Origin of the sequence: Streptomyces sp. NPDC058579 (assembly GCF_042718575.1) — a bacterium.
Taxonomy (GTDB): Bacteria; Actinomycetota; Actinomycetes; order Streptomycetales; family Streptomycetaceae; genus Streptomyces.
The window spans coordinates 26,079-39,400 of the sequence record NZ_JBHXPI010000040.1; the positions used below are offsets into that span (position 1 = coordinate 26,079).

17 protein-coding genes and 2 pseudogenes are annotated in these 13,322 nt (G+C 70.8%); 15 read left to right on the forward strand and 4 right to left on the reverse strand.

Annotation, left to right across the window (positions count from 1 at the left end):
* Window positions 1–7: 7 nt before the first annotated feature.
* The 11 genes and pseudogenes from ACFWRO_RS30370 to ACFWRO_RS30420 all read left to right on the forward strand — a co-directional run bounded on the left by ACFWRO_RS30370 (window position 8) and on the right by ACFWRO_RS30420 (window position 8,295).
* The gene (locus tag ACFWRO_RS30370; RefSeq protein ID WP_384515705.1) at window positions 8–1,285 is read left to right on the forward strand and encodes a CpaE family protein; all 1,278 of its coding nucleotides are present in this window, start codon (window positions 8–10) and stop codon (window positions 1,283–1,285) included.
* Window positions 1,286–1,288: 3 nt separating this feature from the next.
* Window positions 1,289–1,681, forward strand: coding sequence for a TadE/TadG family type IV pilus assembly protein (locus ACFWRO_RS30375; protein WP_384515707.1), 393 nt, complete (start codon window positions 1,289–1,291; stop codon window positions 1,679–1,681).
* A 44-nt stretch (window positions 1,682–1,725) separates the two neighbouring features.
* Window positions 1,726–2,085 (forward strand): TadE family protein, encoded by a 360-nt coding sequence (locus ACFWRO_RS30380; protein ID WP_384515710.1) that lies wholly within the window; start codon window positions 1,726–1,728, stop codon window positions 2,083–2,085.
* A gap of 2 nt (window positions 2,086–2,087) precedes the next feature.
* Entirely contained in the window at window positions 2,088–3,431 is a 1,344-nt protein-coding gene (locus ACFWRO_RS30385; RefSeq protein ID WP_384515713.1) for a CpaF family protein, read from the forward strand.
* A gap of 19 nt (window positions 3,432–3,450) precedes the next feature.
* Window positions 3,451–4,392, forward strand: a complete 942-nt coding sequence (locus tag ACFWRO_RS30390; RefSeq protein WP_384515716.1) for a type II secretion system F family protein — start codon at window positions 3,451–3,453, stop codon at window positions 4,390–4,392.
* Between the two features lie 17 nt (window positions 4,393–4,409).
* Window positions 4,410–5,297 (forward strand): DUF5936 domain-containing protein, encoded by an 888-nt coding sequence (locus ACFWRO_RS30395; RefSeq protein WP_384515719.1) that lies wholly within the window; start codon window positions 4,410–4,412, stop codon window positions 5,295–5,297.
* Between the two features lie 13 nt (window positions 5,298–5,310).
* Window positions 5,311–6,012, forward strand: a complete 702-nt coding sequence (locus tag ACFWRO_RS30400; protein WP_384515722.1) for a response regulator — start codon at window positions 5,311–5,313, stop codon at window positions 6,010–6,012.
* Between the two features lie 141 nt (window positions 6,013–6,153).
* Entirely contained in the window at window positions 6,154–6,369 is a 216-nt protein-coding gene (locus ACFWRO_RS30405) for a Flp family type IVb pilin (RefSeq protein WP_384515725.1), read from the forward strand.
* 41 nt (window positions 6,370–6,410) lie between these two features.
* Window positions 6,411–7,055, forward strand: a pseudogene (locus ACFWRO_RS30410) (pilus assembly protein TadG-related protein); the annotation flags it as partial.
* Window positions 7,056–7,117: 62 nt separating this feature from the next.
* Window positions 7,118–7,669, forward strand: a complete 552-nt coding sequence (locus ACFWRO_RS30415; RefSeq protein ID WP_384515727.1) for a hypothetical protein — start codon at window positions 7,118–7,120, stop codon at window positions 7,667–7,669.
* 11 nt (window positions 7,670–7,680) lie between these two features.
* Complete coding sequence (locus ACFWRO_RS30420; RefSeq protein WP_384515730.1) at window positions 7,681–8,295, forward strand: OmpA family protein; 615 nt, start codon at window positions 7,681–7,683, stop codon at window positions 8,293–8,295.
* 24 nt (window positions 8,296–8,319) lie between these two features.
* Here ACFWRO_RS30420 and ACFWRO_RS30425 read toward each other — a convergent pair.
* Window positions 8,320–8,640 (reverse strand): annotated as a pseudogene (locus tag ACFWRO_RS30425) (IS701 family transposase); the annotation flags it as partial.
* 37 nt (window positions 8,641–8,677) lie between these two features.
* Here ACFWRO_RS30425 and ACFWRO_RS30430 point away from each other — a divergent pair.
* Window positions 8,678–9,082 (forward strand): mRNA interferase PemK, encoded by a 405-nt coding sequence (locus ACFWRO_RS30430; protein WP_023547126.1) that lies wholly within the window; start codon window positions 8,678–8,680, stop codon window positions 9,080–9,082.
* A 192-nt stretch (window positions 9,083–9,274) separates the two neighbouring features.
* On the opposite strand, the gene ACFWRO_RS30435 is transcribed toward ACFWRO_RS30430, so the two are convergent.
* Complete coding sequence (locus tag ACFWRO_RS30435) at window positions 9,275–9,952, reverse strand: endonuclease domain-containing protein (protein WP_384515733.1); 678 nt, start codon at window positions 9,950–9,952, stop codon at window positions 9,275–9,277.
* A 97-nt stretch (window positions 9,953–10,049) separates the two neighbouring features.
* On the reverse strand, window positions 10,050–10,370 hold the full coding sequence (locus ACFWRO_RS30440) for a hypothetical protein (RefSeq protein WP_384515736.1): 321 nt from the start codon (window positions 10,368–10,370) through the stop codon (window positions 10,050–10,052).
* A 112-nt stretch (window positions 10,371–10,482) separates the two neighbouring features.
* Here ACFWRO_RS30440 and ACFWRO_RS30445 point away from each other — a divergent pair, with 112 nt between their 5' ends.
* Together ACFWRO_RS30445 and ACFWRO_RS30450 are read left to right on the forward strand one after the other, a co-directional pair.
* Entirely contained in the window at window positions 10,483–10,848 is a 366-nt protein-coding gene (locus ACFWRO_RS30445) for a hypothetical protein (RefSeq protein WP_384515739.1), read from the forward strand.
* Window positions 10,849–10,965: 117 nt separating this feature from the next.
* Window positions 10,966–12,147, forward strand: a complete 1,182-nt coding sequence (locus ACFWRO_RS30450) for a hypothetical protein (protein ID WP_384515741.1) — start codon at window positions 10,966–10,968, stop codon at window positions 12,145–12,147.
* On the opposite strand, the gene ACFWRO_RS30455 is transcribed toward ACFWRO_RS30450, so the two are convergent.
* Complete coding sequence (locus ACFWRO_RS30455) at window positions 12,119–12,511, reverse strand: DUF192 domain-containing protein (protein WP_384515744.1); 393 nt, start codon at window positions 12,509–12,511, stop codon at window positions 12,119–12,121. The genes ACFWRO_RS30450 and ACFWRO_RS30455 overlap by 29 nt on opposite strands.
* Window positions 12,512–12,551: 40 nt before the next feature.
* Here ACFWRO_RS30455 and ACFWRO_RS30460 point away from each other — a divergent pair, with 40 nt between their 5' ends.
* Window positions 12,552–13,298 (forward strand): prepilin peptidase, encoded by a 747-nt coding sequence (locus ACFWRO_RS30460; protein ID WP_384515747.1) that lies wholly within the window; start codon window positions 12,552–12,554, stop codon window positions 13,296–13,298.
* Window positions 13,299–13,322: the final 24 nt, after the last annotated feature.

Sequence of the window (13,322 nt, forward strand, 5' to 3'; positions counted from 1 at the left end):
GGCCGGTATGACCACCAGGATCCTGCCGGCCGTCGCCGACCCCGACGCGGCCCGCGCCGTCATCAGCCTCCTCAGCCAGCTCCCCGGCGCCGAACCCGCCCAGCCCGTCGCCGACTCCACCCAGCTCGTCGACACCCTCGCCCGGCTGGCCGCCCAGTCCCTCGACGAACTCCCCGAAGTCGTCCTCGTCCACGAGCGGATCGGCCCGGTCCCTGCCCTCGAACTCGTCCGCGAGGTAGCCCTCCGCTTCCCCGCCGTCGGCGTCGTCCTCATCACCGCCGACGCGAGCCCCGTGCTCTTCTCCGCCGCCATGGACTCAGGCGCCCGCGGCCTGGTCACCCTCCCGCTCGGGTACGAGGAGCTGGCCAGCCGCGTCCAGGCCGCCGCCCAGTGGTCCGTCGGCGTCCGACGTCACCTCGGCGGCGGAACGGACGTCCTCACCGGCCCCGGAGGCACCGTCGTGACCGTCAGCGGCGCCAAGGGCGGCGTCGGCACCACCGTCACCGCCGTCCAACTCGCCCTCGCCTCCCGGGCCTCCGGCCGCAACGTCGCCCTCGTCGACATGGACCTCCAGGGCGGCGACATCGCCTCCTACCTCGACGTCCAGTTCCGCCGCTCGGTCGCCGACCTGGCCGCCGTCGACGACATCTCGCCCCGCGTCCTCCAGGAAGCCGTGTACGTCCACGAGACGGGCCTCGCCCTCCTCCTCGCCCCCGGCGAGGGCGAACGCGGCGAGGACGTCGCCGACCGCTCCGCCCGCCAGATCCTCGGCGCCCTGCGCTCCCGCCACGACGTCGTGATCGTCGACTGCGGCACGTACCTCAACGGGGCCAACGCGGCCGCCGTCGAGATGGCCGACGCGGCGGTCCTCGTCACCACCCCGGACGTGGTCGCGGTGCGGGCGGCCAAGCGGACCGTACGGATGTGGGACCGCCTCCAGATCCGCAAGGCGGAGGAGACGACCCTCCTGGTCAACCGGCACACGCGCGGCACCGAGATCCAGCCCGCCCTCATCCAGAAGATCACCGGGACGAGGATGGCGGGCGTCGTCGTCCCCGCCAACTTCAAGGAGCTGCAGAGCGTCGTCGACGCGGGCCGCATGCACGAACTCGACGCCCGGTCCAGCGTCAAGCAGGCCCTGTGGGCGCTCGCCGGCGAGCTGGGGCTCGTCGGCCCGCCGCCCGGGGCGGTCGGCTCGGCCAGCGATCAGCGGCCCGCGCTGGGGCCTGGTTCCGGTTCCGGGAGGCAGCTCGCCCGGCTGACCCGCGGCAAGGGCGGGCGCTGAGCCATGCCGACTTCGGGGCGTACAGCGTGTGCGCGAGGGGACGACGACAGGGGGCAGGTGGCCGTCGAGTTCCTCGGCATGGTGCCGCTCATCCTGATCACGCTCGTCCTGCTCTGGCAGTGCGTCCTGGTCGGCTACACCTTCACGCTGGCCGCCAACGCCGCCGACGAGGCGGCCCGCGTCTGCGCGGTGGGCGGCGACTACGGCGCGGCGGGGAAGCGGCACGTGGGCGAGGCGTGGGGGGCCCGTGTGGGCTGCGACGCGTCAGGCGACCTGGCCCAGGCGACGGTGAGGCTCCAGGTCCCGGTCCTCTTCCCGGGCACGGTCTCGTTCCCCTTCCCGGTGACTGGTGAGGCCGGAGTCGTACGGGAGGAAGAGGGGGCGGGTGCCGGATGAGCCGACGACGGGACACGGCCGGGACGTGGCAGGAGCGCGCCCGCGTGTCGAACGACCGCGGCCAAGCAGCCGTCGAATACCTCGGGTTCCTCCCCATCCTCCTCCTCGTGGCCCTCGCCGGAATCCAGCTCGGCATCGCCGCGTACGCAGCCCAGCAGGCCGGTACGGGAGCGCGCGCCGCGGCCCGGGCCGAAGGCCACGACGAGGCGACCATCGACCCGCGGCAGGCCGGCCGGTCCGCGATGAGCGGCTGGATCGCGTCGAACGCCGAGGTCGTCGTCCGCGAAGGCGCCGGCGAGGCCGTGGCCACTGTCCGCGTGGACATCCCGTCCGTCGTCCCCTTCTGGGACTTCGGACGGATCGAGAAGAGCGCCACCATGCCCGTGCCCGAGGAGGGCGAGTAGCCATGAGCCTGCGAGCCCGCATCAGTACCCCCGACGAGCCCCGCGTCGGAGGCGCCAAGGAGGACGGCCACCTCGTCGCGACCTTCCGCGCGAAGCTCCTGGAGGAGATCGACCTCACCGAGATGTCCGCGCTCGTCGCCACCGAGCGGCGCGCCCGCCTCGAACGCGTCCTCGGCCACATCATCAGCCGCGAAGGCCCCGTCCTCTCCACCGCCGAACGCGCCCAGCTGATCCGCCGCGTCGTCGACGAGGCCCTCGGCCTCGGCGTCCTCGAACCCCTCCTCGAAGACGCCTCCATCACCGAGATCATGGTCAACGGCCCCGACCAGATCTACATCGAGCGGGCCGGCCGGGTCGAACTCCTCCCGCTCCGCTTCGCCTCCCACGAACAGCTGATGCAGACAATCGAGCGGATCGTCTCCACCGTCAACCGCCGCGTCGACGAATCCAACCCGATGGTCGACGCCCGCCTGCCCTCCGGCGAACGCGTCAACGTCATCATCCCGCCGCTCTCCCTCACCGGGGCGACCCTGACGATCCGCCGCTTCCCGCGCGCGTACACGCTCCGCGAGATGGTCGGCCTCGGCTCGCTCGACGAACAGATGGTGCTGCTGCTCGCCGGACTGGTCCAGGCCAAATTCAACCTGATCGTCTCCGGAGCCACCGGCACCGGAAAGACCACCCTCCTCAACGCCCTCTCCGAACTGATCCCGGACGGCGAACGCGTCATCACCATCGAGGACTCCGCCGAACTCCAGCTACGCCAGGCCCACGTCATCCGCCTGGAGAGCCGCCCCCCGAACATCGAGGGCCGCGGCGCCGTCACCATCCGCGACCTCGTCCGCAACTCCCTGCGCATGCGCCCCGACCGCATCATCGTCGGCGAGGTCCGCGGCGGCGAGACCCTCGACATGCTCCAGGCCATGTCCACCGGCCACGACGGCTCCCTCGCCACCGTCCACGCCAACTCGGCCGAGGACGCCCTCATGCGGCTCCAGACCCTCGCCTCCATGTCCGAGGTCAAAGTCCCCTTCGAGGCGCTCAGGGACCAGATCAACAGCGCCGTCGACGTCCTCGTCCAGCTCACCCGGCACCCCGACGGCACCCGCCGCGTCACCGAGATCGCCGTCCTCGCCTCCCGCGGCCGCGAACGCTTCACCCTCGCCACCGTCTGCTCCTTCCGCGCCCAGCCCCTCGCCGCCGACGGCCGCGTGTACGGCGTGTACGCGTACCACCCGCTGCCCCGCCGCGTCGCCGACCGGCTCTACCTGGCGGGCCAGCCCGTCCCGCAGGCCTTCGGCGTCGCCACGTCCGAGGACCAGCTGACCACCCGAGAAGCGAAGTAGTGAGGAGAGGGGCACAGAGATGCTTTCGTCGACATGGCTGGTGACCGGCGTCGTGCTGCTCGCCTGCGTCCTCGGGGTGCTCGGCATCCACACGTACGCACGCGGCACCGCCGACCGCGCCGCCCTGGTCGCCCGGCTCAAGCAGAGCGGCGAACCGGAGATCACCGGCCGCCGCAGGCGCCGCTTCCGCGGCATCGACCGGCGCGTACGGCGCACGGCGTTCGGCCGGAAGCTGGAGCTACGGATCTCAGCCACGGGCCTCGACGTGACCCCGGGAGAGTTCGTCGCCGCCATGACGATCATGGTGCTCCTGCTCTGGATCGCCGGCCAGGCCGTTCTTTCGCCCTTCTTCGGCCCGATCTGCGGACTAGTAGGCATCTGGGTCGCCCTGGGCTTCCTCAACTGGCAACGCCAGAAACGCATCGAGAAGTTCATCAACCAACTGCCCGAACTCTCCCGGATCCTCGCCAACGCCACCCAGGCCGGACTCGCCCTGCGCATGGCCCTCAGCATGGCCGCCGACGAACTCGACGCACCCGCCGGCGACGAACTCGAGAAGGTCGCCCAGCAACTCGCCGTAGGCACGTCGATCGACGACGCGCTCGGCGAACTCGCCGAACGCCTGCCCTCCCGCGAACTCGTCGTCCTCGTCACCACCCTCGTCCTCGCCAACAAGGCGGGCGGCACCGTCGTCTCCTCGCTGCGCAACCTCACCGAGACCCTCGAGGAACGCAAGGAGACGCGCAGGGAGGTCCGTACCCAACTCTCCCAGGTGAGCATGACGGCGTACTCGGTCCCCGTGATCGGCATCGGCTCCCTCCTCCTCATCGACAACATGCAGCCAGGAGCACTGGACCGGATGACCGGCTCGGGCCTCGGCCAGGCCGCCGTCGTCGCCGCGTTCGCGCTCTACGTCGTCGGCTTCGTGATCATCCGCCGCTTCTCGAAGATCGACGTGTGAGGGGCGTACTGACGGACATGGACCTTCTTCTCGCACTGGCCGCCGCCGTGTCGGTCACCGGAATCCTCTACGGCATCCGCCTCTACCGGGCCGACGCCAGACTCCCCGACGACCTCCAACTCGCCCTGGAAGTCGGCTCCACCCGCACCGGCGCGGTCTACTCCGTCGTGGACCGCCTCGGCATGCGCTACTCCGCCGCCGTACTGCGCGCGATGGGCCCCAAGCGCGTCGACTCCGTCCGCCGCCGCATCGACCTGGCCGGCAACCCCGGCGGCCTGACCATCGACCGCTACGGAGCCCGGCGGGCCGTCTACGGCTTCCTGGGCGGCTTCGGCGGCCTGATCATGCTCTCCGACGGCGACGTACTGGTGGCGCTGCTGCTCTTCGCCTTCGGCGCCTTCTGGACCGAGGTCGGCATCTGGTCGGCCATCCGCATCCGCAAGGACCAGATCGAGCGCACGCTCCCGGACTTCCTCGACGTACTCGCGGTCGTCGTCTCCGCGGGCCTCGGCTTCCGCCAGGCACTGGACAGGGTCGCGGAGAAGTACGAAGGCCCCTGGGCCGACGAACTCCGCATCACCCTCCGGCAGATGGACATGGGCGTGAGCCGACGCCAGGCCTTCGACGAACTGCGCCGCCGCAACGACAGCGAGCAGGTCGCCCAGTTCGTCACCGCCCTCCAGCAGGGCGAGGAGCTCGGCGCGCCGATCGTCGAGACCCTGATACAGATCGCCAACGACATGCGCCGCACCGACGCCCAGAACGCCCGCCGGAAGGCCGCCAAGGCCGTCCCCAAGGCCACCATGGTGATCACCACGCTCATGGTCCCCGCGACGATGATCCTGCTGGGCGCCGGCCTGTTCCTCGGCTCGGGGACGAACCTCGGCTCGATCACGGGGGAGTGAAGGTGATGACACGATGACGCTCAGAGTGCTCGTCGCCGACGACAACCCGGTCGTCCGCGCGGGCCTACGCGCCCTGCTCGACGCGGCGACCCCCGACATCCGGGTCGTCGCGGAGGCCCCCGACGGCCGCACGGCGATGGACGAAACCCGCCGCACCCGCCCCGACGTGATCCTCCTCGACGTCCGCATGCCCATCGTCGACGGCCTCACCGCCCTCCCGCACCTGGTGCGCGTGGCCCCGGTCCTGATGCTCACGTACAGCGTCGAGACGGAGGTCGTCCAGGAGGCACTCCGCCTGGGAGCCGGGGGCTACCTGGTCCACGGCGAGTTCACGGCGGAGGAGCTGGTATCAGCGGTCCGCGACGTACGAGCGGGCCGCGCCCGCTTCACACCGACGGCGGCGAACGCGTTGGTGGGGGTGGTGCGAGGTGCGACTGCACACGGTAGCGTGCGGCCAATTGTCTCGACTGGATGGCGATTTGGTTCGATGGCTTCGCAGATGCAACCAAATGTGGCACGCTTCGGACTGAGCGTGAGGGAGGGGGAGGTGATGGACTTGATCGCGTCAGGCCTCAACAACCGGCAGATCGCCGACACCTGCTTCATCAGCGAGAAAACGGTCAAGAACCACATCAACCGCATCTTCGCCAAACTCCACGCCACCTCCCGCAGCGAAGCCATAGCCGCCTGGCTCGGCACAAGGGCCGCCTCATGACCACCGACCGGCGCCACAACGGGAGATGGGCCCGTGTTTGGGCCTACGGGCCCTGTGGGGAGGAGGTGGTGTTGACGTACCGTGCGCGTGCCGAACTCGGCAGCGGCACGGGGATGTACGAATCCGGAGGGGACGGCGACCATGAGCGACCTCATGCTGAAGGCTGCGACGAAGGCAAAACTGCACGTCGAAGCCTGGCTCCGCACGAGGACGACAAACGACCGCGGCCAGACGGCGGTCGAGTACCTGGGGATCATCGTGGTGGTCGTGGCGATCGTGGTGGCGATCAGCGGGACGAGTATCGGCACGACGATCAAGACAGCAATTTCGAACAAGATCGCCGACCTGATCGACTAGGGCCGGTCGGCAGATGCCGCACGGATTCGGGGCAGGCATTCCCCGTCTACATCACTGTGATGGCGGGCCTGCTCTTTCTCGCGTTCGCGTACTTCGCCGTCGGCCAGGCCGCGGCAACCCGGAACGGTGCCCAGACAGCGGCAGACGCTGCGGCACTGGCTGCAGCGCAGGACGCCCGCGACCAGCTTCGGGACGGTTGGTTGGGAGTCATCCTCGACCCCACACAATGGGGCGACTTCATCGCTGGCCGCGAGTACGACGTAGAGGCCGCATGCGGGCGCGCGGCTTCCTTCGCGACCAAGAACGGCGCGGAACTTTGGGGCAAGGGATGTGACCCCCTCGCCTTCGGGGAGCCCGGATTCCTGGCGGAGGTCCGCACCCTGGACCCTGTCGGCGATTCCATCATCCCCGGAACGGAGAACCAGCACGCTGTGGCAACGGCGACAGCAGTGCTCAAACCGCTCTGTACGTTCGACGCCCCCGAACCGACTCCGGAACCTGAGCCGCCCGAATCCGGCCCGGAGCCCGACCCGGATCCGGAGCCAGAACCCGAGCCGGAACCCACACCGACGGAACCCGCCCCGATTCTGGGTCTCACGTGCGACGGTGTCCCCTGGACGATCGACCCCGACGATCCGGAGCTTCCCAGCGCCGCTGACCTCTTCACCGTACGACTGGCCGACTGACAAACGAAGGAATCCCGTTCATGAGTGTTCGGTACGCAACGACGGCCCTCAGGAGGTGGGCCGTGGCGGTCACCACGGCCGGCCTGGTCTTCGGCGTAGCCGGCTGCGGCAGTGACGGCGAACCTCCGAAGACCCAGCCCGCCACGAGCTCTGCGGCTTCCAAGAGCGGCGGGGGCACCGACGAGGGCGACAAGCAGCCTCAGTCGGAAGCGCCGGAGGAGACGTTGGCCGTACTCAAGGGCCAGGACGGCTTCGAGTTGACCGTCACATCGGCGAAGCGCGACCCCGGCGGCTTCCTCACGGTCAAGGGAAAGCTGACGAACACGTCCGACGAAGCGAAGGCGCTTCCCGGTGGAGTGGTGGGGACCGAGACCGAGGTGCTGGAGCACGGCGATTCCCTGGGCGGGGCGACCCTCGTGGACGCGATCGGGAAGAAGCGCTACTACGTGCTTCGGGACACGGACGGTCGGCCGTTGACCACGACGGGCCTCAACATCTTCAGCAAGAAGTCTTCCGCCCAGGTCTTCATGCAATTCCCCGCACCCCCCGCCGGCACCACCGAAGTCACCTTCCAACTCCCCACCTTCGAACCCGGCACCATCAAACTCACCTGACGGACGCCGCCATGACACCCCGCCGCCTCGCCCCCCTCGCCGCCCTCACCCTCCTCCTCTACGTCACCGCAACCGGTCCCGTCCTCGCCGACGATCCCCCCAACTCCACCTCCAGCGCCTCCCCGCCCCCCGAGATCGACGCCAATTCACCCGAGTTGATGCTTCCCGACGGGGCCACCCTCGCCGCGCCCAAGGTGCTCGACATCAAGCAGGTCGTCGAAGAAGAGGGCGGCGAGCAGCGGCGGGAGGACACCAACGTCGACGTGACCTTCGCGCTCCAGGCAGAGGTGCTCTTCGGGAAGGACAGCGCCAAACTCGGCCCCGCCGCCACCGCCCGTATCGCCGCCATCGCCGTCGAGATCAACAAGCAGGACTCCAGCCGCGTCCGCGTCTTCGGATTCACCGACGACCTCGGGACGTACGAGCACGGGCTCAAGCTCTCCAAGGAGCGCGCCGACGCCGTGCAGCAGGAGTTGGCCAAGACGCTCGAACCGGGGAAGACCTTCGACATCCGCGGCTACAGCGAGGACTACCCGATCGCCTCCAACACCACCGAGGAAGGCCGCACCAAGAACCGCCGCGTAGAGATCTCCTTCCCCCGAACCACGACCACTACCGCCCCCTAGTACTCCAGCAGTAAATCGTGATCTTCACGTTCGAGCGGCTTGCCGCCGGTAGTGGCTGGTCTGGGATCGGGCCTGGTGGCGGCGTCGCCAGCCGGACCGGCCGAGCCGGTGGACCGGGTCAAAGGCGGGCCGGATGACGAGCGTGATGAACAGCCGTTGGATCTCGTTGCAGGTGAGCGGTATGAGGGCGTCTGGTGCGGGATCGCGATCGTGTTCGTTCGCGCGGACGACGGCGAGGAAGGCGTGCGCGAGCATGGCCAGGGTGACCCAGCGGGACCAGGACGGGTAGCGGCGGACCTGGTGCTCGTCCAAGGCCGCCAGGCCCTTGCCGGACTGGAAAGTCTCCGCAGCGTCTGCCTGCCGTCATGTGTCTGGAGGACTTGTGCAACGTGGCGAAGTCTGGTGGGTCCAGTTCGACGAGCGGAGGTTGGTCGTACTGCTGTCGGGAGACGACACGTCCGGGATCCGGGTGATGCAGGTCGTCGCTCCGGCGGGCGTCGACATCAGCGGTCTGGGCATCGAAGTGACGGTCGGCGCCGGTGAAGGACTGCCGTTCGAAGGCGTGCTGCGGCTCGCGTTCCCGCGCCCAGGTTTCACCCCGTGCACGTGGCTGACCACTGTGTCCCGGGACGACCTGATAGAGCGGGCGGCCGTCCTGTCCTCCGTGAAGCTCAGCGAGATTGACGACGCCCTCCGACTCGCTGAACAAGCGCAGGAGCGGACCCCGGCCACGACCGCGAAGCTCAGCGAGATAAGGGATGCCCTCCGTCTCGGTGAACTCGGGTAGACGGAGAAGTAGCCGACGTCCGCGACGGCGTGGGCGATCTCGGGCGAGATGATCGACGCTGGCCACCTGCCACCTGCCACCTGCCACCTGCCACCTGCCACCTGCCACCTGCCACCTGCCACCTGCCACCTGCCACCTCGGCGCCCCTCGCCACCGAGATCACGATCTACGGCTGGAGTACTAGCCTCAGCCTTAGCCTCCGGCCAATTGCCCCAGCACCGCCCGGATCGTGGCGACCACGGCGTCCGGGCGGCGGAAGACGTCCCGTGCCGTGAAGCGCAGGACCCGGCGGACCTCCGGGCAGTCGGCGAGGTCGTTGTAGCGGCGGATGTCGTGGTCGTGGGCCTGGCGGGTGCCGTGGTAGGCGTACCCCTCGATCTCGACGGCCAGGCCCGCCCTCCGGAAGAGGAAGTCCGGGCGCAGGGTGCGGCCGGAGCGGGACCCGAGGAGCGGCTGGGACTCCGGGTGGAGGCCGGCGTCGCGCATGTGGAGGCGGGCGACCGTCTCCGCCGGCGAGCCGCACGCCGGGTCCGCGAGCTTCAGCCAGCGGCGGGCCAGGGCGGCGCCGGGGCGGGGCGCCGACAGTTCGGCCGCCAGTTGCGCGCGGTGCACGAGCGGTTCGCGGCGGACGCCCCGGACCGTGCGCCGCGACAGCGCCGAGTCCGCGACCACGACCGCCGCCTCGCGCGTACGGCACCTCCGCAGGAGGTCGCCGACCGTCCGCGCCGGACCCGTCGTCCGAAGGCCCGCGCGCATGACGCAGTCGGAGTCGGCCAGGTGCTCCGTCGAATGGACGCGCACACCCTCGCCGGTACGGGAGGAGTACGGGCGGCGCACGGTGAACTCGAGGACATCCGGCCCATCCGGCACCGCTGCCGCCGCCGACCTCACCGCCGAAGCCGCCGAAGCCGCCGAGCCGGCCGACGCTGCCGCCGACCTCGCCGCCGAGGTGCCACGTGTCCCGCCACTACCTGTCCCCGGGGGGTCCCCCCACCCCCACCCCCTCCCCCCACCCCCCGAGTACCTCGATGCGGTGCAGTGTCGCCGCCGTGCCGTGGCTGCACACCAGCTCCGGGCGGAGCAGCTGGTGGGCTCGGGCGCGGACGCGCCAGTCCACGTCCTTGCCGGGGGCCGCCCATGCGCCCCGGCAGATCCGCTGCCAGCCCTCCGTGCGCAGCCGTCTTCCGAGCCGGCCGTTGCCCGGCGGCCAACCCGCTTCGTAGGCCCACGCCGTGAGGAGCACCCCGCCCCGGGCGACCCTCACCAACTCCTCCGTCTCTCCCGCCATGACTCAACGATCCACGGACGGGGGATTATTCGCACCCCCTGTGGATAACTCGTGCCGTCATGCCGCATCCTGGTTCGAACGGGCGCAGGGCCCGCACCGAAGTGGACTGCCGATGAAGACCACATCCCCCAGCGTTCGGCTGGTCAGCGACCTCGTGACGTGCATCCCCGAGTTCCGGGGAGCGTACGAGTCCCACATCTTCAGTCAGGGTGATGTGCTGCCGCACGTCTTCTTCTGGGACGTCGTCCAGAACTGCGTGCGGTCCTACCTCGGCGAGGACCCGGCCGCGGCGGACTGGCGGCGCACGCTCGACTTCCTGGAGGAGCAGAGCGCGCGCGGGGACCTCGGCGTCGACGAGGTCATCGTCACCTCGTTCCTCAACGACCTGCCGTACCCGCACGAGCCCGGGCACGCCATCGTCCAGGAGCTCGGCCCGGTCATGGCGGCGAGGTTCGTCCGCATCCGCCCCGGGGGCTGACCGGGCAGGGGATAGGGGTACAGGTACGAGTACGGGTACGGGTACGGGTACGGATCCGCGCCCCGCCCCGCCCCGCCCCGACCCGGCCACCTCCACCCGCCGGACATAATCGAGCGCATGTCCCCAGACCGGTCCCGTTCGTCCGATGCGCCCGATAAGCGCCGAACTCCCGATTCGATCGCCCCCGCCCCCACCTCCGCCCCCACCTCAGGCCCCGCCCCCACCCTCCCCCTCGCCCTCGGCGGCTACGCCGCCACCCGCGTCATCGGCCTCGCGATCCTCGCGCTCGCCGCCGTCGCGACCGGCAAGGACGGGCTGCATCGGCTGCGCGGTCGCTGGGACTCCGTCTGGTACGTCCGCATCGCCGAGAACGGTTACGGCCACCAGGTCACCCTCCCCGATGGCAGCGTCCACTCCGACCTCGCCTTCTTCCCGCTCTTCCCCGCGCTCGAACGAGGCCTGTCCGCCGTCCTCCCCGTCGACGCGGCCACCGCAGGACTCCTCGTCTCCTGGACCGCCTCGCTCGCCGCCGCCTGGGGCATCTACGCCGTCGGCACGCACGTCGCAGGTCACCGAGCCGGAGTCGTGCTGGCCGTCCTCTGGGGCGTGTACCCGACCGCGTTCGTCCAGTCGATGGCGTACACCGAGACGCTCTTCACAGCCCTCGCCGCCTGGTCGATCCTGGCCGTCCTCCGAGGGCGCTGGATCCTCGCCGGCGCGCTGTGCGCGTTCGCCGGGCTCACCCGGCCGACGGCCGCCGCCCTGATCGCCGCGCTCGGCATCACGGCCGTCGTCACCGTCGTACGCGAACGGAAGCTGTCCGTCCGCATGGTGACCGGTGTCCTCCTCGCGCCGCTGGGCTGGCTGGCGTACGTCGTCTACGTCGGCGTCCGCGAATCCAGCCCCACCGCCTACTTCGACGTCCAGGCCGCCTGGGGCAACTCCATCGACGGCGGGGTCGCCCTCGCCCGCTTCATCTGGGGGCTCCCGCCGCTCGCCGCGCTCGGCCTGGTCGCCGCGCTCGGCCTGCTCGGCTGGCTCGTCGCCCTCTGCGTACGGCAGAAGCAGCCCCTGCCGCTCCTCGTGTACACGATCGCGGTCGTCGTGATCTCGCTCATCGGCGCCGCGTACTTCGGCTCCCGGCCGCGCCTGATGATGCCCGCGTTCGGGCTGCTCCTGCCGCCCGCCGTGGCGCTCGTACGGCTCCGCCCGCGCAACCAGGTCCTCGTGCTCACCGGGCTCGCGCTCGCGTCCGGCGCCTACGGCGCCTTCACGCTTCTCGGCTCGGGACCCCCGTGACCCGAACCTGCACCTGTACCCGTACGCCCTTCCGCAGCCCCCAGCCCGCCATCGCCCCGGCCTCCGCCTCCAGCACGTGCCGGGCGCGCGGGCGCACCATGCCGAGCCGCCCGGGCCTCATGGTCACCACGTCCAGGACGCGGAGATTCCGGTCCAGGTAGGCCACGTCCAGGGCGAAGCGCATGCCGAAGGTGTGGATGCTGTTCGTCGGGGTGATGAGCATCGCGCCCTCGATACCGTCCCGGCCGAGCAGGCCGCGCCGCCGGGCCCGGTAGGAGGCCGCCACCTCCAGTGGGATCGGGTCCTCTGCTTCGCCGACCAGCAAGCCCGCTCCGCCGTCGCGCCACTTCCCCGGTCTCCCCATGGGGGAGACGGTAGCGGTGCGGCTGGGTAGGGTGCGGCGGGTGTTCGCCATGCTGATCGCAGTGGCCGCGCTCTGGGGCGCCGCCACCGGGCTGCTCGTGCCGCGCGCCGCGTACCGGCTGTCGGTCGAGCCGGAGGAGCCGTGGCGCGACGCCTGCGAGGCCGGTCACGTCCTGGCCGGCCCGGCGCGCGGCTGGCTCGGCGCCCCGGGCTGCCGCTCGCCCGAGGGCCGGCCTCATCCCCTAGGGCCCGCACTCACCCCCGTCCTCCTCACCGGCCTCTCCTGCGCCGCGCTCGCCGCCGCCACCGGGCCCCGGCCCGAGCTCGTCGTCTGGCTGCTCTGCGCGCCCGTCGCCGTGCTGCTCGCGACCGTCGACGTCCGCGTGCACCGGCTGCCCGACCTGCTCACGTTCCCGCTCGCCGCCGTCGCCCCGCTCCTCCTCCTGGCCGTCGAACTCCTCCCGTACGACGCCGGATCCTGGTTCCATGCCCTGCTCGGCGGACTCGCCCTGGGCGGCGGCTACTTCCTGCTGCACCTGATCCGGCCGGGCGGCATGGGCTTCGGGGACGTCAAGCTCGCGCTCTCCGTCGGCGCGGTCCTCGGCTGGTACGGCTGGGGGGTTCTGTTCGCCGGTACGTTCGCGGGCTTCCTCTTCGGTTCGCTGTACGGGTTCGGTCTGGTCCTCGTCCGGCGCGGGAGCCGGAAGTCCGCGATCCCGTTCGGGCCGTTCATGATCGGTGGGGCCCTGCTCGGGCTGCTCCTCGGCGCGCTCTCCGCCTCCCCCTGAGGTTCGCGACCTAGCATTCCGGCA

Bases quoted from the DNA above. Each gene is read 5' to 3' on its own strand.
- ACFWRO_RS30385 (WP_384515713.1), top strand. From the start codon at position 2,088: ATGAGCCTGCGAGCCCGCATCAGTACCCCCGACGAGCCCCGCGTCGGA.
- ACFWRO_RS30395 (WP_384515719.1), top strand. From the start codon at position 4,410: ATGGACCTTCTTCTCGCACTGGCCGCCGCCGTGTCGGTCACCGGAATC.
- ACFWRO_RS30370 (WP_384515705.1), top strand. From the start codon at position 8: ATGACCACCAGGATCCTGCCGGCCGTCGCCGACCCCGACGCGGCCCGC.
- ACFWRO_RS30405 (WP_384515725.1), top strand. From the start codon at position 6,154: ATGAGCGACCTCATGCTGAAGGCTGCGACGAAGGCAAAACTGCACGTC.
- ACFWRO_RS30445 (WP_384515739.1), top strand. From the start codon at position 10,483: ATGAAGACCACATCCCCCAGCGTTCGGCTGGTCAGCGACCTCGTGACG.
- ACFWRO_RS30420 (WP_384515730.1), top strand. From the start codon at position 7,681: ATGACACCCCGCCGCCTCGCCCCCCTCGCCGCCCTCACCCTCCTCCTC.
- ACFWRO_RS30390 (WP_384515716.1), top strand. From the start codon at position 3,451: ATGCTTTCGTCGACATGGCTGGTGACCGGCGTCGTGCTGCTCGCCTGC.
- ACFWRO_RS30400 (WP_384515722.1), top strand. From the start codon at position 5,311: ATGACGCTCAGAGTGCTCGTCGCCGACGACAACCCGGTCGTCCGCGCG.
- ACFWRO_RS30440 (WP_384515736.1), bottom strand. From the start codon at position 10,370: ATGGCGGGAGAGACGGAGGAGTTGGTGAGGGTCGCCCGGGGCGGGGTG.
- ACFWRO_RS30455 (WP_384515744.1), bottom strand. From the start codon at position 12,511: ATGGGGAGACCGGGGAAGTGGCGCGACGGCGGAGCGGGCTTGCTGGTC.
- ACFWRO_RS30375 (WP_384515707.1), top strand. From the start codon at position 1,289: ATGCCGACTTCGGGGCGTACAGCGTGTGCGCGAGGGGACGACGACAGG.
- ACFWRO_RS30450 (WP_384515741.1), top strand. From the start codon at position 10,966: ATGTCCCCAGACCGGTCCCGTTCGTCCGATGCGCCCGATAAGCGCCGA.